Here is a 22855-nt window from a genome sequence, read left to right as displayed (position 1 = left end):
AAATCTCTTTGTAAACTCAAAGTAATTCATATCTCTTATCATTTATGCTACAAAGGTACGAAGAATATCTCAATTATACAAGATTAAAGTAGATAATTCCGTCTACAAATATCATGGATTATGCTGTATCTTATTCTAATCGTTTTACACCAGAGCAACGCGAGCGGGTACGTTTTATTTTGGAAAAAGGAGCGTTTGTTCCTGGTCCGAAGAATCGCATTTCAACTAAGGTTCGTAGTAATGTATCAGGTGATTTACCACATCGTATAATGGAATGATAGAACAGTGAATATGTATATATTTTGATTAAATAAATTTTCCCTTTCTTTATTCTCTTCCGGTTACATCAACAGAAGGTGTAAGCCGACTCGACCGTGAGGTTAGGTAAGAGAGAAACATTGCGGATACCATCATTTTATCTCTCTTAAGATGGTATCCGCTTCTTTTATTTATAGGAACAGTTCCGGTTCGCGGCGTGCACTGAACTTTTCGTGCAGGATTGCGGTAAACGGATTGTCATAGATTCGTGCGTTGTTCGGACATGCCTTTACGCAGGCGCAACAACGGATGCATCGGGTAACGTCTGTCTCAATGTGTGAGCCGTCGTCGCTGATACGGATGGCATGGGTAGGACAAACATCTACACATTCACCGCAGACAAAACAAAGTTCATTACATACCGGAGCAGATGGTTTGGAGGCTTGTATTACTTTGTAGGGAGATGTTCCTTTTATAAAGAAGGAACTGATGAGGATAGAGAGTTTCTGACTCATTGCCTTTAGGGGACATCCGGCTTGCAGAGAAGGAGCTATGTCTTTTAGTTCTTCTGTATTGGCAAGAGCTTTCTCCAGTTTTTCCAGACTGTCTTTCCCGAATTTTTGGGCAATCTGCAAGTCTTTGTCATCCGGACGACCGGCTGCGATCGGCATTTCGGCTGTACTGTAACTGTGTTCGCCTATAAAAGCACCTGCTGCCAAAGGAGTAAATCCTAATGAAACAGCGGTGTCACGCAGTTCCAGCAAAGCATCTTCGTAGTCGCGGTTACCATATACTACTACGATGATGGCAGGAGAGTTATTTCCTTTCAGCCGCTTGATGCGTTGCAAGGCTGTCGGTGATACACGACCACCATATACTGGTGCAGCTATAACTGTCAGTGAATTGTTTATTTCAATAGGAGAATCACTTTCATCGAGAGTCAGATCTGTTTCGATTCTTCTTCCCATACCGATACCTTCGCCGATGGCACGTGCTATTTTGGCTGATGTGTGAGTGGGCGAAAAGAAAACAAGATGATTGGTTGTATATTCGTTCATAGGCTTGAGGTAAAAAGTTAATTGTTATTCCTGCAAAGATAAAGTTTTTTATATCGTTCTTCACATGATTTATTTGTACTTTTGCATCATTATGGAAGAACAATTTGATATACGTGATTATAAGCCGACAGGAAAGGAAAGGGATTTTGAAAATGCCCTTCGTCCGTTGCAGTTTGGCGACTTCAGTGGTCAGGACAAGGTGGTCGACAATCTGCGTATCTTTGTCAAGGCAGCACGACTCCGTGCTGAGGCACTGGATCATGTCTTGCTGCACGGACCTCCGGGATTGGGAAAAACAACGCTGAGTAATATTATTGCCAATGAACTGGGAGTCGGCTTTAAAGTGACTTCGGGACCTGTTCTCGACAAACCGGGTGACCTTGCCGGAGTGTTGACCAGTCTGGAACCAAACGATGTGTTGTTTATTGATGAAATACATCGCTTAAGTCCGGTAGTGGAAGAGTACTTGTATTCGGCGATGGAAGATTACCGGATTGATATCATGATAGATAAAGGTCCGTCGGCACGCAGCATTCAGCTTGACTTAAATCCTTTTACACTGGTGGGAGCTACTACCCGAAGTGGACTACTGACAGCTCCGCTTCGTGCACGTTTCGGCATCAATCTTCATCTGGAATATTATGATGATACTGTTTTGTCGCGCATTATATTACGTTCGGCAGGCATTTTGGGTATTCCTTGTGATGCAGATGCGGCGGGAGAGATTGCTTCGCGCAGTCGTGGTACGCCACGTATTGCCAATGCTTTGTTGCGTCGTGTCCGTGATTTCGCTCAAGTGAAAGGTTCCGGACGTATTGATGTAGAGATTGCCCGGTATGCACTCGAAGCATTGAATATCGATCGTTATGGACTCGATGAAATAGATAATAAGATACTTTGTACCATTATTGATAAGTTCAAAGGTGGTCCGGTAGGACTGACAACAATTGCTACAGCGTTGGGTGAGGACCCCGGCACGTTGGAAGAAGTATATGAACCGTTCCTAATCAAAGAAGGTTTTCTGAAACGTACTCCACGTGGACGAGAGGTTACAGAGCTGGCTTACAAACATCTTGGACGAAGCATATATAATAACGTTAAAACACTTTTTGATGAATAATTATGGTGTGTGCCATAACAGCGGCACACACTTTTATTTTTTTACAGACTATGGCTGGACTGAAATCGTTAGCAAAAGATACAGCTATTTATGGATTAAGTAGTATTGTAGGACGTTTTCTTAACTATTTGCTTGTACCGCTTTATACGGCAGTGATACCTGCATCGACAGGAGGATATGGAGTGGTATCGAATGTGTATGCGTATACGGCACTGATTCTGGTGCTTCTGACGTTTGGTATGGAAACGGGTTTTTTCCGTTTTGCCAATAAATCGGGTGAACAACCGGAAAAGGTATATGCCAACTCTTTGATATTCGTCGGAGGATTGTCATTGCTTTTTGTGATTCTTTGTATGGTGTTCTTGCATCCTATTTCAGCTTTGCTGGAATATCCCGATCATCCCGACTATATTGCGATGATGGTTCTGGTTGTGGCACTTGATTCTTTTCAGTGTATTCCGTTTGCTTATCTGCGTTATAAAAAACGTCCTGTCAAGTTTGCTGCAATTAAACTGTTCAATATTGTGGGTAACATCTGCCTGAATCTTTTCTTTCTGCTGTTATGTCCGTGGCTGGATGTACATGCACATCAGTTGGTTTCCTGGTTCTACCGTCCGGAATATTTGGTGGGATATATCTTTGTCGCCAATTTGATAATGTCGGTGGTACAGATGTTTTTCTTTATTCCTGAGTTGCGCGGCTTTTCTTATCGTATAGACCGTCCGCTCATGAAGCAAATGATTTCATATTCTTTTCCTATCTTGATATTTGGTCTTGTCGGCATCTTGAATCAGACAATCGATAAGATGATTTATCCTTTTTTGTTTGATGACCGTCAGGAGGGATTGGTACAATTAGGTATCTATAGTGCAACGAGTAAGGTTGCCATGATTATGGCCATGTTTACCCAGGCTTTTCGCTATGCGTACGAGCCGTTTGTCTTTGGAAAGAATAAAGAAGGCGATAATCGTAAGATGTATTCGGCAGCCATGAAGTATTTCTTTATCTTTTCACTGCTGGCCTTTTTGGCTGTAATGTGCTACATGGATATTTTGCGTTATATGGTTGCCCGTGACTATTGGGAAGGATTAAGTGTGGTTGCCATTGTGATGGGAGCAGAGATATTCAAGGGTATTTACTTTAACTTGTCTTTCTGGTATAAGCTGACCGACGAAACTCAATGGGGAGCTTATTTCTCGATGATAGGTTGTGCTGTGATACTGGCCTTGAACATTTGGCTTGTTCCAACTTATGGATATGTTGCATCTGCATGGGCGTCGGTTGCCGGATATGGTGTAATTACAGTATTGTCTTATTTTATCGGGCAAAAGAAGTATCCGGTTCATTATCCATTAAAGGAAATGGCGGTCTATCTCATTTTGGCAGTTGTCTTGTTCATACTGTCGCAGGTCGTAACTATTCAGCATGTCGTATTGAGACTTGCCTTCCGTACGTTATTATTAATAGTTTTCGTAGCTTATATTTTGAAAAAAGATTTACCTTTGAAAAGTATTCCTTTTGTGAATCGTTTTATTAAATAGTAACCTTTCTTTTAATAATATGGAACGAGATAAGAAATTTATCATTAAGAAATTCTTTAATGAATATCTTGATTTAAATAGAAGTAAAGAAGATGAGCAGGTGACTGTAGAATCTATTCGCAATGGAGTAGAGTTTAAAGGAACTAACCTTTGGGTTCTTATCTTTGCAACTTTTATAGCTTCTCTGGGACTGAATGTAAATTCTACGGCTGTTATTATTGGCGCGATGTTGATATCTCCGCTAATGGGACCGATAATGGGAGTAGGACTTGCTGTCGGGTTAAATGACTTTGAATTGATGAAGCGTTCCTTAAAGAGTTATCTGGTTGCTACTCTGTTCAGTGTCATTACTGCTACTGTCTATTTTGCCTTTACTCCGCTTGATGAAGTACAGTCGGAGTTGCTGGCTCGTACATCACCTACTATTTATGATGTGTTTATTGCCTTAGTGGGTGGTCTGGCAGGTATCGTAGCATTGGCTACAAAAGAAAAAGGTAATGTAATTCCCGGTGTGGCTATCGCTACAGCATTGATGCCGCCTCTTTGTACAGCAGGATTTGGTCTGGCTACCGGTAATCTGCTATATTTTTTGGGAGCTTTTTATCTTTATTTTATTAATTCCGTATTTATCAGTCTGGCTACTTATATAGGAGTACGGGTAATGCATTTCCAACGTAAGCAGTTTGTTGATAAGGTACGGGAAAAACTGGTACGTAAATACATCATTGGTATAGCTATTGTTACCATGTGTCCGGCTGTTTATCTGACTTATAACATTGTGCGTGAAACGATTTATCAGTCTTCGGCCAATAGTTTTATATCATCCGAGCTACAGTTCCCGGATTCGCAAGTTCTCAGCCGGGAAATATCCTTCGATAAACAAGAGATAAAAGTTGTGCTGATAGGAAAAGAAATATCGGAAGATCAGCTACAAGCAGCACGTCATAAACTTGCTGACTATAAATTGAATAATACCAAACTGGTAATTTTCCAGGGGGCCAATGGAACTGGTTCTATGGATATTGGTAATATCAAGTCGATGGTCATGGAAGATTTCTATAAGAATAGTGAGAAGCGACTTGCCTCGCAACAGGCAGCTCTTGATTCTTTGAACCGGATTTTACCAGACTTTACTGGCTCTAATCTGATGAATGAAACGATGAAACAGGAGATAAAGGTTTTGTTCCCTACCATTAAAACTATTTCTGTTTCGAAAAGCCTGTTATTGAATGTAGACAGTACTCGAATGGATACTTTTACTTTTGCATTTGTAGATTGTAAAAAACAACTTTCCAAGCAGGAGCAAGAGAAAATGTTGGAGTGGCTACGGGCACGTACCGGGACAAGTAAACTCCGTCTGGTTGTAGAATAACTTTGTACAGATTAAGGAATATATAAAATAAGCCCACCCTTGACACACTTGTCAATGGCGGGCTTTTGAGTTGTATTAGAAAATAAGAAAGTTGTCTCCTTTTATGTTTAGTATCCTCCTCCCAGGGCATGATATAAATTGATGACTCCCTGAATTTCATCAAACCGGTCGGATGCAACGTTTAGCTCGGCTTGAAGTAAGGACTGGCGAGCTGTAAGTACCTCCAGGTAGTTTTGTGAACTGTGTTGCATGAGCAGTTCCGAGCTACGAAGAGCCGAACGGAGTGATATTGTCTGCCGTTCGTCGAGCGTGATACGTTCTCGGGCACTTTGCCATTGTACCAGTGCATTATTGACCTCTGCTCCGGCATCGAGCAAACTTTGCTGGAAAGTAAGTAAAGCTTCTTCCTGTTGTGCCTTAGCTATTTTCAGGTTGGCAATATTTTTGCCACGATTGAAAATTGGCTGTACTAAAGAGCCGACTGCCGAAAGCAGCCATTGTCCGGGATTGCTGATAGCTGCACCGGCAGCATTTGTCCATCCTGCCGAGCCACTTAACGTTATGCTGGGATAGAATGCAGAGCGGGCTGAGTTCGTTGCATAATAAGCTGTGGCAAGTTGAGCTTCGCATTGACGTACATCCGGACGACGGCTTAACAGTTGCAAGGGGACACCTGTCGAAAGCGAATCGGGAAACTCTTGATCTTCCAGTGTAGAACGCATTATTTCTTGTGGTGACAGTCCCAGCAGGGTAGAAAGGGAATTTTCCATTTCGTTAATTTGACGTTTCAGAGAAACTACAGATGCATCGACCGACAGCTTGCTGGCTTCAGTTTGTGCTACGGCCATTTCCGTAGCTTGGCCGGCGCGTTTCAATGCTTTCATTGTGCGGACACTTTCTGTCCATGTATCGGCTGTGCTGCAAGTGATAGCCAGTTGCCTGTCGAGCATCAGGAGCGTATAGTAGCTGTTGGCAATGGTTGCCACAAGCTGAGTCTGTACAGCCTGACGATACGCTTCACTCTGTTCGAGGGCTGCCTGTGCGCCACGTTTAGCATTAAGCAGTTTTCCGAAAAGATCTATCTCCCAATCGGCGGACACTGCCAGGTCGTAGGTCTTCGAAGGTTTACTGCCTTCTATACTGGAAAGTGTACCTTGTGGAGTCAGCGATATAGAAGGTAGGTAAGATAACCGTGACGTCATAAGCAATGCTTCAGCTTCCTTTACCTTGAGGCGTGCAATATTTAAGTCGGTATTATTGGCAAGCCCCGTTTCGATAAGCTGTTGAAGTAACGGATCTGTAAAAAGCTCCTTCCACGAGAGGGATGCCAGCGATGCAGTATCTGCTGAAGCGACAGGCTGACGGTAAAGGCTGTCGGATACAGTGACAGACTCAGGACGTTGATAGGCCCGGTAAATGTGACAACTGCTCAGCGTGGAAGTGAGTATGATGATGATTGTATTTCTTATCGTATGCATAATTCATTTACATTTATTTCTTTTCTACATTCGGTAACTGTCGTTCGGGCATCAGCTTTTCCTGTAAGAATTGGAATACCATAAACAAGGGTGGAACAATGAAAAGCAAAGCGATGGTTCCGATGAGCATACCGCCTACAGTACCTACACCGATGGAAATATTTCCGTTGGCACCAACTCCTGTTGAGAACATCAGCGGTAACATACCGAAAATCATGGTGAGAGAGGTCATCAGAATCGGTCGTAAACGGATCTGAGCGGCAGATACGGCTGCTTGCATGATTGTCATGCCGTGGCGACGACGTTCTGATGCATACTCGGTAAGCAGAATGGCTGTTTTAGAAAGCAGGCCGATCAGCATAATCAATCCGGTTTGCAGGTAAATGTTGTTTTCCAGTTCGAACATCTTGGCAAAGAGGAAACTTCCCGCCAGTCCGAAAGGTACTGAAAGAATAACGGCCAAGGGTACGAACAGACTTTCGTAAAGCGCACATAGAATCAGGTAAATGAAAACTACACAGATGACGAAGACCAGTGTCGTAGTATTACCCGTATTAGATTCCTCACGCGACATACCGCCGAATTCGAATCCGTATCCGGTAGGCAGTGTCTGTGCGGCAACTTCCTGTATGGCCTTGATAGCCTGACCGGAACTATATCCTGTTGCGGCTGCACCGTTTACTTGAATTGCAGAGAACAGATTGAAACGTGTCAGCATTTCCGAACCATATACTCGCGTCAGTTTCAGATACTGGCTGATAGGACTCATGTTTCCAGAATCGTTCCGGACAAAGATGCTGTTAAGCGATTCTTTGTCGAGACGGAATTCGGGCGGAGCTTGTACCATAACACGATACAGTTTCGAGAAACGGTTCATGTTGGAAGCATAGTTACCGCCGATATATCCTGCCAACGTACTTAATACATCAGCGGGTGATACACCATTGCGTTTGCAGCGAGCTGCGTCTACTTCGACAAGATATTGTGGAAATTTCGTGTCGAATGAAGTGGTGGCACGTCCTATTTCAGGGCGTTTGTTTAATTCGTCAAGGAACAGGCGGGTATATTTCAGCAAATCTTCTGTTGTTCCACCTTTCTGGTCCTGTATATATACTTCGAATCCACTGTTCACACCATAACCCGGAATCATCGGACGAGTGAAAGGCATGATGTCGGCACTGGAGATAAAAGCCGTACGGCGACTGATTTCTTCCATGACAGCGTCAATGGCGTCTTCCTTGTCGGGGCGTTCGCTCCAGTCTTTCAGTCGGATAGTAAACATACCATTGCAGGCTCCTTGTCCACTCAACATAGAGTTTCCGGTAGTATTAGAGTACAATTCAACTTGCGGAATGGTACGCAGGCAACTGTCTACTTGCTCCATTACCTTACGTGTTTCTTGTACGCTACTTCCCGGTGAAGTACGTACATCGATAAATACTGTACCCATATCTTCATTCGGAACAAGACCGGTTTTGGTAGTCATCATCAGCAATGCAAAACCGCCGCATGCCACGACAAGCAATGATCCTGCCAGCCATTTGCGTTTGAGCATGAATACGACCCCTGTTTTATATTTTGTTACCAGACGGTGAAAGGCTGTATCGAAAGCAATGTGGAAACGAGAAGAGAAACTCAGCTTGCCTCCGTCTTCAGCAGTCTGATGAGGTGTCATGATGAGGGCACACAATGCTGGACTCAGTGTCAATGCGTTAAGCAATGAAATGGCTACGGCTGCTGCCATGGTCAGACCGAACTGGGTATAGAATGTACCGGTTGTTCCACCAATGAAACTTACAGGAATAAATACAGCCATAAACACAAAAGTAGTAGTGACCAGTGCAGAGGTAATGCCGTCCATGGCATCGATAGTAGCCAGATAAGACGACTTATATCCTTCGTCGAACTTTGCCTGCACGGCCTCTACCACGACTATGGCATCATCGACCACAGTACCGATTACCAACACCAGTGCAAACAGGGTCAGCATGTTGAGGCTGAACCCGACAATTGAAAGAAAGGTAAAGGTACCCACCAGTGAAACGATGATGGACAAGGCAGGAATAAGTGTAGAGCGCAAGCTCTGCAAAAATACATACACTACCAGTACCACAAGGATAATGGCTTCAATCAGTGTCTTGATAACGCTTTTAATAGAAGCATCGAGGAAGTCTTTGGTACTCATCAGGTCGACAATCTTGATGCCTTTGGGCAGTGTCTTGGAGATTTCGTCTATGGTACGGTCTATCTCTTCGATAATCTCATTGGCATTCGAGCCGGAAGTCTGCGCTATCATAATGTTACATCCCGGATGACCGCTTACTTCTCCAATATAATCGTAAGCGCGTGTTCCCAGTTCGATGGTTGCTACATCTTTCAGACGGAGCACTTCGCCGTCGGGCAAGGACTTGATGACCATATTTTCATAGTCTGTTTCGTTTTCGTAGCGGCCTCGGTATTTCAGGACGTACTGAAAAGTATTTTTCGATTCGGCTCCTAAAGTTCCGGTTGCTGCTTCTACGTTTTGTTCATCAAGTACCGTTGTGATATCCGAAGGTACGAGTGAATATTTTTGCATCTTGTTCGGATCGAGCCAGATACGCATAGAGTATTCGTAACCAAATACATTGACTTCACCTACTCCGGCAATACGTGAAAGTCGGGGCTCGATGTTGATTTTCATGTAGTTGGTCAGGAATGCTTCATCAAAGGAATCATCCGGACTGTATACGGCCAACTGCTTGATGTTACTGGTTTGTCGTTTACGTACAGCAATACCACTTTTGGTAACCTCGGCGGGTAGTAATCCCTCGGCCGTGGCGATACGGTTCTGCACGTTGACGGTAGCCATATCAGGATCGGTACCTTGTCGGAAATAGACCGTTATTTTAGCCGAACCATTGTTGGAAGATGTAGAAGTCATATACATCATGTTTTCTACACCGTTAAGCGCTTCTTCCAGTGGTACTACCACACTTTTCAAAACAGTTTCGGCATTTGCACCTGTATAAGTGGCTGAAACACTGACTGTAGGAGGAGCTATCTCCGGAAACTGCTCAATAGGCAGTTGTGATAAGCCGATAAAGCCCAGTATCAGAATAAGCACGGAGATGACTCCCGCAAGTATAGGGCGGTCGATAAATGTTCTTATCTTCATGGCATTCGGTTATTTATCTGTTGAAACATGCTCTGTGTTGATGGCGGTACCCTCACGCATTAATCCGGCACCTTCTGCAATGATTACATCGCCTTCTTTCAGACCGGAAAGAACAATATATGTTTGTCCGTCGTTGTATTTATACACGGAAATAGGAGTGGACTGAGTCTTTCCGTCTACCACCTTCCATGTGAAGATGCGATTCTGCAATTCGTAAGTAGCCGATTGTGGAATGACGATACAATTTTTATGTACTGTGGGTATGGAAACAATACCGCTTCCTCCGTTTCTCAACAAATGTCCCTGATTGGGGAAGGCTGCACGAAGCGTAACTCCTCCCGTACCTTCATCTACAGTACCGCTGATTGCGTTAATGTGACCAGCTTCCTTGTATGCATTGCCGTTGCTCATAGTCAAGGTTACAGCAGGCATTTTGCGGCAGGCGTCTTCCAGCGAGCCATATTCCTGAATAAGATTGAGCATCTGGTTTTCAGCCATGGAGAAATACGCATAAATTTCTGCATCGTCCGATACGGTGACGAGCGGTTCGGTGATACTGCTGCTTACCAGTGCCCCCACACGATAAGGAATCATGCTTGCCACTCCGTCTACCGGACTCTTTACTTCCGTATACGAAAGATTATTCCGGGCATTTGTTTCTTCAGCTTTTGCCTGAGCCAGTGCTGCTTCGGCTGCAAGTAATTCATTACGGGCTGTCTGGCGGTCAAAGTCGGATACAACCTTTTCTTTATACAACTCTTCTTTACTGTTTGCGGTCAGGCGTGCAGTCTGTAGTTGTGCCTCGGCACTTTTCACATTTGCCAACGCTGTTTCCAGTGCTGCCCGATATGGAACCTGGTCGATGATAAACAATACTTGTCCGCGGCGTACGGCATCTCCCTCGTTAATACGTATATCTGTGATGGTACCGCTGACTTGAGGACGCACTTCGACAGCCTGACGTCCGCGAAGTGTAGCCGGATAATCGGATTGTAAGGTCTGATTGCTTAAGGCAACAGCCAGTGTTTTGTACTTTTCGCCGGGCATCTCCTGCTTATTGTTGCCACAGGCCACAAGCAGCGGCAAGCAGCATAGCATGAAATAAATGCTTGTCTTAATATTCATATCAGTATAAAATGTTTATTGGTTATTTTTTGTCTTAAGGCAACGATTTGCGTACGCTGCACATACAAACTTACATAGAACACGATGAAAAACAGAACATGTGGTGATGAATAGGGCGGATGTGGTGACGAACGTGTCTTACAGGAAAGGCTGTTGGTCGTGAAAATGTAGTATCTTTGTTTTCAGAAAAGTTTATTCCTATGAAAAATAATCGTCGCATAGCCCTATACATTGACTTGCTATTCTGTCTGGTCATTATACCGCTTGCCATTATGTTGCTGCCGGTAGATCGATGGATTGTACATAACACTGCGTTTCTCATAACTTTGATAGTATATGTCTATGTCTTGTATTTTGTTTACCGCTGGGTATGTCTGCCTAAACTCTTTATGCAGCGGAAATATCTGTCGATAACCTTGCTGATGCTGTGCTTCGTGGGAGTGACAGAACTGCTGACTTATTTTCCACTTCCGGCCGAGATGGTAAGTGATACCAGCAGGCCGGCCGAAGTGAGATTGCACATGCGTACGCAGACTATCTGGTTTTTCTTTCTGGTAGTAACCGGGTTCTCGCTGGCCATTGAACTGACATTCGAACTTTTCCGGCAGATACTTTCACGTCAGGAAGTGGAAGCCGAGAAAAACAAGGCCGAACTGGCGCTTTATAAGGCACAGATTAATCCGCATTTTTTATTCAATACACTGAATACACTGTATGCGCTGGTACTTTCCGGATCGGACAAGACTGAATCGGCTTTTGTCAAATTTTCCAATATCTTGCGTTATATGTATGCACAGAGTGGAGCTGAATTTACTTCTGCCGACCGCGAACTGGATTATATCCGCCAGTATGTCGATTTGCAGAAACTGCGCCTGAATTATCATACACGGGTCGATTTGACGATAGAAGATGAGAACAGTCAGCTACTCATTCCGCCCATGATACTTATCACATTTGTTGAAAATGCTTTTAAATATGGTACCTCGTCCGATCAGGATTGTACCATCCGCATTTTCATTCGGGTAAATACCGGACAGTTGTTATTGGAAACAGAAAATCTTGTCATGCGCCGTCGTGAGGACGAACGGGCGGGCATAGGCATTGCCAATTGCCGCAAACGTCTGGAATTGCTCTATCCCGGTCGGTATGAATTGCAGGCAGGTGAAACGGAAGGAGTTTACCGGGTGCGCTTGGAAATAAGAATGAATGGCTAATTTTAGGAGGAGTGTTGCAATGAACAGGAATTTAAAATGTATAGCGATAGACGACGAACCGATGGCTTTGTTGGTTATCGAACAATTCTGCCGCCGGAAAGGGGGGATCGAACTAACAACTTTCAGCGAGCCGCGTGTAGGGCTGGAAGAAATAGTCCGCTGTAAACCCGATCTGGTGTTTCTGGATATTCAGATGAACAGCATCAGCGGGCTGGAAATAGCCGATACATTACCTCGTGAGTGTTGCTTCATTTTTACCACGGCTCATGCACAATATGCTCTGGAGGGGTTTAATCTGGATGCTGTCGATTTCTTGCATAAGCCATTTGCCTATGAACGTTTTGATACAGCTGTAGAGAAAGCCTTACGGCGCATCGAGGCGCGTCGTCTTGCTACCTCGGACTGCCTGATTGTAAAACAGGAATATACCAATGTAAGTATACCTCTCGACGAGATACTTTACGTTGAGGCATTGGGCAACTATGTAAAGATTGTTCGTTCCTCGGGCGGGCATGTACTTACTCGTACCAATCTGAAATCAATAACCGACTTGTTGCCCGACAGAGCTTTCTTGAGAATACACCGCTCTTATATAGTAGCTGTGAATAAGATAGAGCAGTTTACCCGCAGTCATGTCAGGTTAAAGGGACGGGACGATTCTCTTCCAATAGGAGAATGTTATGCTGCACGGGTTATTCAACAGCTGAATGGTACGATTGCACCCCGGTAAGTTTTTATGATTACCCGATGGCCTTTGGGCTTTCTGACGGGATGCTGGAAAAAACGTCTGCATCTTTTCTGAAAATTTGTACAAAAGATTTTATTTTTTGTACAAAAAAAGGATGAAACTTCTGTTTGTTCTTTGGAAAACAGCTTGTAGTTTGCGTGTGATTGTGCTTATGTCTGATGGTGAAGCCGGATATATCCTTATAAAAATATATCCAGAAGTAGCATTGAAAAGTCTTTTTCACCCGGCAATGCAACCTCTGGATATAATATAAAAGAGTAGGTCAATAATGGATATTATTTTTTACGTTTGCTCCGTTTGGCCCAACCTTCTTCTGCAAAATCGGGCTCTTGACCGCGCAGGGGACGATTGTCGTTCTGGAAGAACTGTTTCCAGTCGTCTTTCTTTTTAGGACCACGTGCTGCCGTATAGCCTCGCTCTTCACGGCTCGGCTTATCCTTTTTCTTATCGGCCTTTGTTTCTTTTCTCTTGGTCGATTTTTCTTCCTTCACGTTTTCCTTGCCACGTTTTTTCCCGCTCTTGTCGCTTTTGCCCGTATTTTCTCCGGCCATTTCTACGATTACCTTACGTCCTTTATTCAATGTTACCTTATTCAGGGCTTTGATAACCATCGGAGCCTGACTTTCGGCTACTTCGAAGAAGGAGAAATTCTGCATCAGGTCAATACGGCCTATCTGGATATGTTCCTTTTTCAGATTCCGGTTGATCAGCTCGATAATCTGATTTGCATAGAATCCGTCGGTCTTTCCTAAATTCAGGAACAGGCGGGCATAGCCTTTTTCGGCTTTGCGTGCTACTTTTTCGCGGTCGCTTCCGCGGTCTTTCCGTTCTTTGGGTTCGCTGTTCTTTTCGTTTGCTTTAGGCTGCTCTATTTCCGGAGCATTTTTATAATATTCCAGGAATCGGTTGAACTCCATCGATACTACCCGTTTGATAAGGTCTTCCTTGCTCAGCCATTCCAGCTTACGGTAAATACCCGGCAGGAATGCTTCGATTTCGTCTTCGTTGACTTTTACCTTTTCGATGTCATCGATTACTTTGATAAGCTGCTGTTCGCAGATTTCCTTTCCGCTGGGCAGTGTGCTGATGGTAAATTTCTTGTTGATGATACGTTCTATTTCACGCATCTTGCCTTTTTCTCTCAGATTGATGATGGCAATGGAAATACCAGTTTTTCCGGCACGTCCGGTACGACCGCTTCGGTGGGTGTAACTTTCCGTATCATCGGGAAGACCATAGTTGATGACATGAGTCAGATCGTTTACGTCCAGTCCACGTGCTGCCACGTCGGTAGCAACCAGCAGTTGGAGATGACGCTGGCGGAATTTCTGCATCACCAGATCACGCTGTGCCTGACTCAGTTCGCCATGCAAGGAATCGGCATTGTATCCGTCCTGAATCAGCTTGTCGGCTATCTCCTGAGTTTCTTTACGGGTACGGCAGAAAATGATACCATAAACCTGTGGGTAGAAGTCTACTACTCGTTTTAATGCCAGATATTTATCCTTCGCATGTACGATGTAGGCGATATGATGTACGTTCTTGCTTCCTTCGTTTTTGGTTCCGATAGTAATTTCCTTGGCATTGTGGAGGTAGGTCTTAGCGATGCGGGCTATTTCGGGACTCATAGTTGCCGAGAACATCAATGTGTTGCGGTCTTCCGGAACCTGTTCCAGAATAGCGTTGATGCTGTCAGTAAATCCCATGTTCAGCATTTCATCGGCTTCATCCATCACGACGTCGCGTATCGTTTCCAGATGTGCAACTTTGCGTTCCATTAAGTCTATCAGACGTCCCGGAGTAGCTACGATAATATGTACTCCTTGCTTCAGACTTCGTATCTGGCTTTCAATAGAAGAGCCTCCATATACGGGGAGAATCTTTAAATCTGTGATGTATTTAGAATAATCTGTCAAGTCGCCTGCTATCTGTAAGCAGAGCTCTCGAGTAGGACAAAGTACCAGTGCTTGTGGTATGCGATGTTTTACGTCAATTTTTTGTATCAGCGGCAGACCAAATGCGGCTGTTTTTCCGGTTCCAGTTTGTGCCAGAGCCACTACGTCGTTGCGGTTTCCTAACAGATACGGTATAACTTCTTCTTGTACAGGCATGGGATTTTCGTAACCCATTTCCTCGATTGCCTGGCGTATTTCTGCGGAAACGCCGAGTTCTTCAAATGTCTTCATTTATTTCAAATATCTAATTCGGCTGCAAAGATACGGACAATTAATGGATTATCGGCTATAAGAGTTGTTTATTCTTTACTACTTCACAGCCTTTTACCGGAAGAGCTTTACTCTTCCGGCCTGTATTCTAATATATCTCCCGGCTGGCAATCGAGTTCTTTGCAGATTGCCTCCAGGGTGGAAAATCGGACAGCTTTGGCTTTTCCTGTTTTCAGGATGGAAAGATTGGCGGGAGTAAGGTCGATTCTTTCGGCAAGTTCTCCCAGCGAAATCTTTCGTTTCGCCATCATCACATCAAGGTTTACTATAATCGGCATACTGTTTATTTGTTGTTAAGTCTTTTCCACCATTTGGTATAACGGTGGGTTATTTTATAATAGGCAAAAGCTCCGGCATAAAGCCATATTAAGCTTGCAAATATACGCAGAAACCTGTTCTCCAAAAGTGGATAAAAGGTGAGGAAGCAAATCAATTCTAATACGATGAGTGTGGCAAGAAAACTTATAATAATGTAAATGGCTGCCATCGGGCGTGAATAATTGCTTTTCGGTTTCATAGGCGATATGTGGTTAAATGGTTAGGTCGTTTTCTTCCTTAATCTTTACGGCTGTGGCAAAAATCTCTGTAAGTAACACGATCAGGATGACTGAATCCCATTGAAGGGGTATGGGGGTGACACCTGTCACCTGATAACCCGGCAGGGATACTTGTGCAAGGACTGCCTGCTCGATGCTCCAGTTTAATAAAAACGAGAGGGAAGTGACTGCTAACTGACCGTAAGCTATCCAGCGAAGCCACCAGATGTTGCGGCGGGAAAAAATATCCTGTCGGGTGATACGTATAAGTACACGTATCAGGCAGTAGACACCATAAACAGATAATACGATGACTCCCAAAGCTGTAAATATTGTGGTGATTAGCATGGTCGGAGTTTCTTTGATCAGACAAGTAATTTCTGAAACCTGATAGGACGCTTTTACAGTTTCACCGGGTAGTTGCAAATTCAGACTATCACTTGGACTGGAGATAGGAATAACTCTTACTTCTGCCCTAAATACATGTGAATTTGCTTGTGTGTCGTAAGTAGAAGTCTTTTGTCCGTCTTCAAATCCTTGTTTGAAATCTTTAAAATTACTGCCTATAGCAAAATAGAGATTCAGAGCTAAGGCGAAAATGGCCAATATACCTAATATGCTGAGATGTTTCATAAATTGGGATTATTCGATTGTACTTGTGGGTTGTTCTTCTCTCCATGTTGCAGGCTGTGGAAGCAGTTTCTGGATGTACTTGATGCATACGAAAGTAAGTATCGCTCCCGCAACCGCCATGAGTACTGCTCCTTCGGGGCCGTAGGTGGAAACCATTGTGGCATTCGGATCATCGGAAAGCCAAAAGCTGACAACGGCAGTACTATTGTTGACGAAGTGCATCAATATGCCGGGGAGCAAGCTGCCTGTATGATAATAAATCCAGCCTAAGGCCAGTCCTACCACAAAAGCGAAAGGAGCTTGTACCCAGTTGCCATGTACAATGCCGAATATCAGTGACGATACAACGATGGCCCAGAACGGTTTTTTCCATTTTCGCAGTAGATGTCCCTGAATGGCTCCCCGGAACAATAGCTCTTCTACAACAGGAGCCATGATGGTGATTGCCATGACTCCCAGCGGATGTTGCATCATCATGGCGAAAGTTTCCTGCATGTTATTGGGCAAGTCGGCCAGTTCGTTCAGGTAATTGCTCCACAATCCCATACCTACGATTAATAGGATAGCGGCAATCAGAACCTTTCCGGAGTTGTAATAGGCCCAAGTCTTTCGATCGAGTGGTACATATTTTCCCGCTATCAGGTGAATACCTATAGCGGTTGTAGATAGAACCTGTGCCAGCAGAATGAGGGTTATGTAAGTAGAGTCGGTGGGTTGAGGTAATTCTGTGGTATGATGAAAGATCATATATCCACACAGAAAAACTCCCATGAATGCCAGTTGGTAGGCAAAATAATACAACAATAATTTGATGGTGCGTCCCATAATGGTTGAATTTTAGTTACTTGTTGTTTTCACTTGTGTCGCAGATAAACGAACGACTGCAATAAGTCAATAAAGAATTCGTATTGTCTGTATAATAAACACTTTGTTGACGATTACGCTCAAAGTTACAAAAAAGTTTGTCCCATTCAGCATAATCCATGATACATATCGAGTCGCTCGACGTAATAGTGAGCAGATAAGCTGGTATCCATGCCTGTTGATATAAATTCCAGCGATATGCTTTCTTCTCGCTCAGTTGTCCTTGTTCGTCGTACTGGTACTCGTATTTCCATTTTGGCGTAAGTGTTTTGCCGTCTTCGTTCAGGGTAGAAACAATCATTCCATTGTCTGTTTCTCCATAAATAAAAGTTTCTTTTGTGTTTGCCTTTGTGACTGTTAGTGTCATCAGGATAAACAGGCTTGCCATAGCTGTTCTTTTTAGTAATGTTTTTACCATAATTGCATTGTGTTTGAAGTGTTATTGTTTTATTTGTGCTTTATTTCGATAAATATTTATCGTTTTTCGATATGCAAATATAGGCGTTATTTTTATAATGCAAAAGGAAATCGGAAAATATTTATCGAAAAACAATAATTTTTTCTGCTTCATGTTAAGGAGCTCTTTAGGAAAGCCTTTTAGAATATATAAAAGAAGTTTTCGGGATTACGCTAAGTGTATATTAGCAGATAATTGTTATATTTACAAAAGTATTAATTTCGTTAATCAATAAAAGGTATTATGAAGAAACTTATTCTCTCTGTAATGATGAGTCTGTTCGTTGTAGGTTTTTCTTTTGCTCAGACACTGACTTCACCTAACGGAAATTTGGTTATGGACTTTCACTTGTCGGCTGACAAAGTTCCTGTTTATTCGTTGAAATATAAAGGAAAGGATGTGATTCGGGAAAGCAGAATGGGCTTCCAGATACGTCCGTCGTTCGATTTCAGTAAGAACTTTCGTATTGTAGAAACGAAGGAAGATGCCTCCGATACGAGCTGGAATCCTGTATGGGGACAGAATAGTGTTATTCGAGATAATCATAAGGAATTGTTTGTAGCGTTGGAACAAGAAGGTACAGGATGGTTACTGAATATCCGTTTTCGTTTGTTCGATGATGGATTGGGATTCCGTTATGAATTTCCGGTTCAGAAGGAATTACGCCATTTTACCATCAATGAAGAGGTGACGGAGTTTCAACTGGCAGGTGATCATAAGGCATTCTGGATTCCGGCCGACTATGATACCAATGAATTTCAAATAACGACTTCCAAACTGTCGGAAGTTCCTCAACTGATAGACAAGGCGCGCGATGAGGCTTTGGCTTGTAAATCTCCTTCACCAAACCTTGCCGTACAGACTCCGTTGATGCTGAAGTCGGACGACGGACTTTATATCAACATCCATGAGGCTGCTTTGGTTAATTATCCTGCTATGCATCTGAATCTGGATGCGAAGACCTTTTTGATGAGTTCGCATCTTACTCCTGATAAAAATGGTACAAAAGGATACATTCAAACCGGCAGTACCAGTCCGTGGCGCACGATTGTGGTAAGTGACGATGCACGTGATATCTTAGCCTCGAACCTAATTGTAAATCTGAATGAACCTTGTAAGTTGGAAGATACTTCCTGGATTAAGCCGACCAAATACGTGGGTGTATGGTGGGAATATTTTACAGGTGGAGGATCTACTTGGGCTTATACTGATACGCAAGATATCGTAATCGGTAAGACTGATTATACACAACTGAAACCGAATGGTCATCATGGTGCCAATACAGCCCATGTAAAAGAGTATATCGACTTTGCAGCGAAAAATGGTTTTGATGCCGTGCTGGTGGAAGGATGGAATGAAGGTTGGGAAGACAATTACGCTTATGCCAAGGAGTTTATATATAGTTTCACTAAAGCTTATCCGGACTTTGATGTGAAAGAACTGCAACGTTATGCAGCATCGAAAGGAGTAAAAATTATTATGCACCATGAAACAACTTCTTCGGTAGCCGACTATGAACGTCAGATGTATGATGCGTTCCGCTTTATGAAAGAGAATGGCTACGATGCTGTAAAGACGGGTTATGTGGGCCCCATCATCCCACGTAGCGAACATCACGATGGACAATGGATGGTGAACCATTACAATCGGGTAGCTGAAACGGCTGCGAAGTATCATATTATGGTTGATTCGCATGAAGCCGTGCGTCCTACAGGTATGTATCGTACATATCCTAACTGGATTGCTCAGGAATCAGCACGTGGTACGGAGTTTGAATCGTTCAATGGCATTCGTCCCGATCATCAGACAATCTTGCCGTTTACCCGTCTGATGGGTGGTCCGATGGATTATACTCCGGGAATCTTCGAAGGTGACCTTTCTGTTTATGGCTCAAACAAGGCAAAATTAGGTACTACTTTGGTGAAACAGCTTGCACTTTACGTAACGATGTACAGTCCGCTTCAGATGGCAGCTGACTTATATCAGAATTATGAAAAATATCCGGATGCATTTCAGTTTATTAAAGATGTGGCGGTTGACTGGGACAATACATATATTTTGGAAGCTGAGCCGGGTGATTATATTACTATCGCACGTAAGGCAAAAGGAAAGAACGAATGGTATGTGGGTGGAATTACCGACGAGAATAGTCGGGAAGCTGTTATCGACTTGAGTTTTCTTCCGGCAGGGAAGAAATATCAGGCAACTATTTATGCTGATGGAAAAACTGCCGACTGGCGTACAAACCCAAAAGAATATGTGATTTCTACAAAGAAAGTAACAAGCAAAACAAAGTTGAAACAGCGTCTTGCTCCAAGTGGAGGTGTAGCTGTCAGCATTAAGGAAATGTAATTTGTTATCATAGTTTTTTGTAATCCCCGATTTCTTTGAATAAAAGATGTCGGGGATTTTTCTTGATATAATGTTAATTAATCTATTATGGATTTATAATTATGATATTATCCTGTTGAAAAGAGGTTGAAACGGTAGAATATATTTATTAGTATACTTTTCTGATACTATAGTATACTATTGGTTTTTATTATAAGTTGTTGATATATAATGTATTTATGCCTATCTTATTCTTTTGGAAAGAATATCTATTCGATTTTGTGTTATGCAGCATATCTATACTTAATTGAGAATATAGTGAACGGAAACCTGTGACTACCATTATACTTTTGCCTAAAATTTAAATAATATAATACTATGGATATAGCAAAAAGATGTGAAGGTAATCCGCTACTTTCTCCTAAAGATTTGAAGGCTGGAATAAATGGAATGGAAATTACTTGTCTGTTGAATCCCGGAGTTTTTAAGTTTAATGGTAAGACATGGCTCCTTTTAAGAGTTGCTGAACGTCCTGTTCAACAAGAAGGAGTTATTAGTTTCCCTATTTATGATGAGCAAGGAAAAATAAAAGTAATGTCATTTGCTGAAAATGATCCAGCTTTAGATGCTTCTGATCCTCGTGTAATAGGCTATAGAGGAAAAAACTATTTGACGACAATGTCCTATCTTCGTTTGGTTTCGAGTGAAGATGGTATTCATTTTCATGATGAGCCTGAATATCCTCCAATTTTTGGGAAAGGGGAATTAGAGTCTTTTGGCATAGAAGATTGTCGTGTAGCTTCTATGAAAGATGGATTTTATTTGACTTTTACTGAAGTTTCTTCTGTGGCAGTGGGAGTAGGAATGATGCATACAAATGACTGGAAGACGTTTGAACATTATGGTATGATTTTACCTCCTCATAATAAAGATTGTGCTTTATTTGAAGAAAAGATAAATGGCAAATATTATACTTTCCATCGTCCCAGTAGCCCTGAATTAGGAGGTAATTACATTTGGCTTGCTGAGTCACCAGATTTGCGTCATTGGGGTAACCATAAATGTGTAGCTACAACGCGTGATGGATTTTGGGATTGCGCTCGTATTGGAGCTGGAGCTGCTCCAATTAGAACAGAAGCTGGCTGGTTAGAAATTTATCATGGTGCAGACTTTAATCATCGTTATTGTTTAGGTGCTTTATTGCTTGATTTAAACGATCCGTCTAAAGTTTTAGCAAGAAGTGAGGAACCGATAATGGAACCTATAGCTTCTTACGAACAGACAGGATTTTTTGGCAATGTAATATTTACGAACGGACAATTAGTTAATGGAGATAAAATAACGATGTATTATGGTGCAAGTGATGAGGTTATCTGTAAAGCTGAATTGTCTGTTAAAGAAATTCTTAATATATTAAATGTTAGAATCTGATGAATAAGCTAAAAACAGAATATTTGTTTTTCAAGCAACAGGAGCATAATATGAAGGTCTTGTTGATAACTAATTTGTTTTATGCCTTAGTTCTTCCTGTTGTTGAGATTTTTGTCGGAGCTTATGTGATGAGAAACACCAGTGATCCGACAATGGTCGCTTTTTACCAATTGACAATGTATTTGGGAATTGTTACGACTTCTTTTGTTAATGGTTTCTTGTTGCGCTATTATAATGTTAAAACACTATATTCAGCTGGTATTCTTGTCAGTGGTTTATCAATGTTCGCAATGATGGCTATTAAGTCATTGGGTATAGTGGAGTTGGGAGTTGCCGGCTTTTTTATGGGAGCAGCTTCTGGATTTTTTTGGACAAATCGTTATTTGTTAGCTTTAAACAATACAAACGATGATAATCGGAATTACTTTTTTGGATTGGAGTCTTTTTTCTTTTCTATAACGTCTATTGGTGTACCTTTGGTTATAGGAGCTTTTCTTAGTCTTATGAATGGGAAAGCGGTCTTGGGTATTGTTTTCGATATTAATAAGTCATATCAGGCTGTAACTCTTGGGGTTGTTTTTGTTACTTTAATAGCTTGTGTAGTATTGTGGAAAGGAAATTTTAAAAATCCTCAGGAAACTAATTTTTTATATTTTCGCTTTACGAATCTGTGGAAGAAAATGTTGGGCTTAGCTATGTTGAAAGGAATGGTACAAGGCTTTTTGGTTACTGCTCCGGCTATTTTGGTCTTAAAGTTGGTAGGAGATGAAGGTATCTTAGGAGTTATCCAAGGGATAAGTGGAGCATTGACAGCTCTATTGGTCTATGTTTTAGGACGTATTGCTCATCCGGAGGATCGTATAAAAATATTTGTCAGTGGTCTGGTCTTATTTTTTATAGGAACCTTATGCAATGGTATTTTATATTCTGCACTAGGTGTTATTTTATTTGTTTTATGTAAAGTGATATTTCAGCCATTATTTGATTTAGCTTATTTTCCAATAATGATGCGTACAATTGATGCCGTTGCCAAGATAGAGCAACGAAACGAGTATGCTTATATTTTAAGCCATGAATTTGGTTTGTTTATGGGGAGAGCTTTTGGATTGTTGTTATTCTTATTTCTTGCTTATTGGATTTCGCAAGATTTTGCGTTAAAATATGCTCTTGTTATAGTTGCCGGATTACAACTTTTAGCTTATCCGTTAGCAAAGAATATAACTAATGAAACTGATGTAGTAATGAAAAAAATGTTAGTATGAGTACAAAAGGAATGTTAATGATTGGTGCGCTTTTTTTGTGTGTAT

General features: G+C 42.3%; 18 protein-coding genes. 8 read left to right on the top strand and 10 right to left on the bottom strand.

All coding sequences use genetic code 11. The features are described 5' to 3' along the window. Positions 1 to 449 precede the first annotated feature (449 nt). Positions 450 to 1316: a 4Fe-4S binding protein gene (locus tag ACZM60_RS11025; protein WP_489521522.1), complete on the bottom strand. Its 867-nt coding sequence runs from the start codon at positions 1314 to 1316 to the stop codon at positions 450 to 452. 91 nt (positions 1317 to 1407) lie between these two features. On the opposite strand from ACZM60_RS11025, the gene ruvB reads away from it, so the two are divergent. The 3 genes from ruvB to ACZM60_RS11010 are packed head-to-tail and all read left to right on the top strand — an operon-like array spanning position 1408 to position 5349. Next, a complete protein-coding gene (gene ruvB, locus ACZM60_RS11020; RefSeq protein ID WP_340318821.1) occupies positions 1408 to 2436 on the top strand; it encodes a Holliday junction branch migration DNA helicase RuvB in 1029 nt (342 codons plus the stop codon). A 50-nt stretch (positions 2437 to 2486) separates the two neighbouring features. Further along, positions 2487 to 3977, top strand: a complete 1491-nt coding sequence (locus ACZM60_RS11015; RefSeq protein WP_489521521.1) for an oligosaccharide flippase family protein — start codon at positions 2487 to 2489, stop codon at positions 3975 to 3977. 19 nt (positions 3978 to 3996) lie between these two features. Further along, a complete protein-coding gene (locus ACZM60_RS11010) occupies positions 3997 to 5349 on the top strand; it encodes a TIGR00341 family protein (protein ID WP_489521520.1) in 1353 nt (450 codons plus the stop codon). A 107-nt stretch (positions 5350 to 5456) separates the two neighbouring features. On the opposite strand, the gene ACZM60_RS11005 is transcribed toward ACZM60_RS11010, so the two are convergent. Genes ACZM60_RS11005 through ACZM60_RS10995 form a run of 3 tightly spaced genes read right to left on the bottom strand, consistent with a single transcriptional unit; the run spans position 5457 to position 11109 of the window. Then, positions 5457 to 6827 (bottom strand): efflux transporter outer membrane subunit, encoded by a 1371-nt coding sequence (locus ACZM60_RS11005; protein WP_418587253.1) that lies wholly within the window; start codon positions 6825 to 6827, stop codon positions 5457 to 5459. Between the two features lie 13 nt (positions 6828 to 6840). Then, on the bottom strand, positions 6841 to 9984 hold the full coding sequence (locus ACZM60_RS11000) for an efflux RND transporter permease subunit (RefSeq protein ID WP_489521519.1): 3144 nt from the start codon (positions 9982 to 9984) through the stop codon (positions 6841 to 6843). A 9-nt stretch (positions 9985 to 9993) separates the two neighbouring features. Further along, positions 9994 to 11109 carry an efflux RND transporter periplasmic adaptor subunit gene (locus ACZM60_RS10995; protein WP_340318825.1) on the bottom strand — a complete coding sequence of 372 codons (1116 nt, stop codon included), beginning with the start codon at positions 11107 to 11109 and terminating at the stop codon, positions 9994 to 9996. 200 nt (positions 11110 to 11309) lie between these two features. Between ACZM60_RS10995 and ACZM60_RS10990 the strand changes: the two genes are divergently transcribed. Next, the gene (locus ACZM60_RS10990; protein ID WP_489521518.1) at positions 11310 to 12323 is read left to right on the top strand and encodes a sensor histidine kinase; all 1014 of its coding nucleotides are present in this window, start codon (positions 11310 to 11312) and stop codon (positions 12321 to 12323) included. 19 nt (positions 12324 to 12342) lie between these two features. Next, on the top strand, positions 12343 to 13053 hold the full coding sequence (locus ACZM60_RS10985; protein WP_489521517.1) for a LytR/AlgR family response regulator transcription factor: 711 nt from the start codon (positions 12343 to 12345) through the stop codon (positions 13051 to 13053). A 293-nt stretch (positions 13054 to 13346) separates the two neighbouring features. Here ACZM60_RS10985 and ACZM60_RS10980 read toward each other — a convergent pair whose 3' ends face one another. The 6 genes from ACZM60_RS10980 to ACZM60_RS10955 form a co-directional block, all read right to left on the bottom strand. After that, entirely contained in the window at positions 13347 to 15257 is a 1911-nt protein-coding gene (locus ACZM60_RS10980; RefSeq protein WP_340318828.1) for a DEAD/DEAH box helicase, read from the bottom strand. 107 nt (positions 15258 to 15364) lie between these two features. Next, a complete protein-coding gene (locus tag ACZM60_RS10975) occupies positions 15365 to 15574 on the bottom strand; it encodes a helix-turn-helix domain-containing protein (protein WP_340318829.1) in 210 nt (69 codons plus the stop codon). Positions 15575 to 15579: 5 nt separating this feature from the next. Further along, the gene (locus tag ACZM60_RS10970; protein ID WP_294597762.1) at positions 15580 to 15813 is read right to left on the bottom strand and encodes a hypothetical protein; all 234 of its coding nucleotides are present in this window, start codon (positions 15811 to 15813) and stop codon (positions 15580 to 15582) included. 13 nt (positions 15814 to 15826) lie between these two features. Next, a complete protein-coding gene (locus ACZM60_RS10965) occupies positions 15827 to 16465 on the bottom strand; it encodes a DUF2975 domain-containing protein (protein ID WP_418587250.1) in 639 nt (212 codons plus the stop codon). A gap of 9 nt (positions 16466 to 16474) precedes the next feature. Continuing rightward, entirely contained in the window at positions 16475 to 17290 is an 816-nt protein-coding gene (locus tag ACZM60_RS10960) for a CPBP family intramembrane glutamic endopeptidase (protein ID WP_489521516.1), read from the bottom strand. A gap of 16 nt (positions 17291 to 17306) precedes the next feature. Then, positions 17307 to 17747 carry a DUF3836 domain-containing protein gene (locus ACZM60_RS10955; RefSeq protein ID WP_418587248.1) on the bottom strand — a complete coding sequence of 147 codons (441 nt, stop codon included), beginning with the start codon at positions 17745 to 17747 and terminating at the stop codon, positions 17307 to 17309. A gap of 282 nt (positions 17748 to 18029) precedes the next feature. On the opposite strand from ACZM60_RS10955, the gene ACZM60_RS10950 reads away from it, so the two are divergent. From ACZM60_RS10950 to ACZM60_RS10940, 3 genes are all read left to right on the top strand, one after another. Continuing rightward, complete coding sequence (locus ACZM60_RS10950; RefSeq protein WP_489521515.1) at positions 18030 to 20138, top strand: glycoside hydrolase family 97 protein; 2109 nt, start codon at positions 18030 to 18032, stop codon at positions 20136 to 20138. A 357-nt stretch (positions 20139 to 20495) separates the two neighbouring features. Next, entirely contained in the window at positions 20496 to 21548 is a 1053-nt protein-coding gene (locus tag ACZM60_RS10945; RefSeq protein WP_489521514.1) for a glycoside hydrolase family 130 protein, read from the top strand. Further along, a complete protein-coding gene (locus ACZM60_RS10940) occupies positions 21548 to 22810 on the top strand; it encodes an MFS transporter (RefSeq protein ID WP_489521513.1) in 1263 nt (420 codons plus the stop codon). The genes ACZM60_RS10945 and ACZM60_RS10940 overlap by 1 nt, the downstream gene beginning before the upstream one ends. Positions 22811 to 22855: the final 45 nt, after the last annotated feature.

Source organism: Phocaeicola sp. (assembly GCF_057861905.1).
Note: the sequence above shows the minus strand (reverse complement) of the source record. Positions and strands in the feature narration are given on the sequence as shown.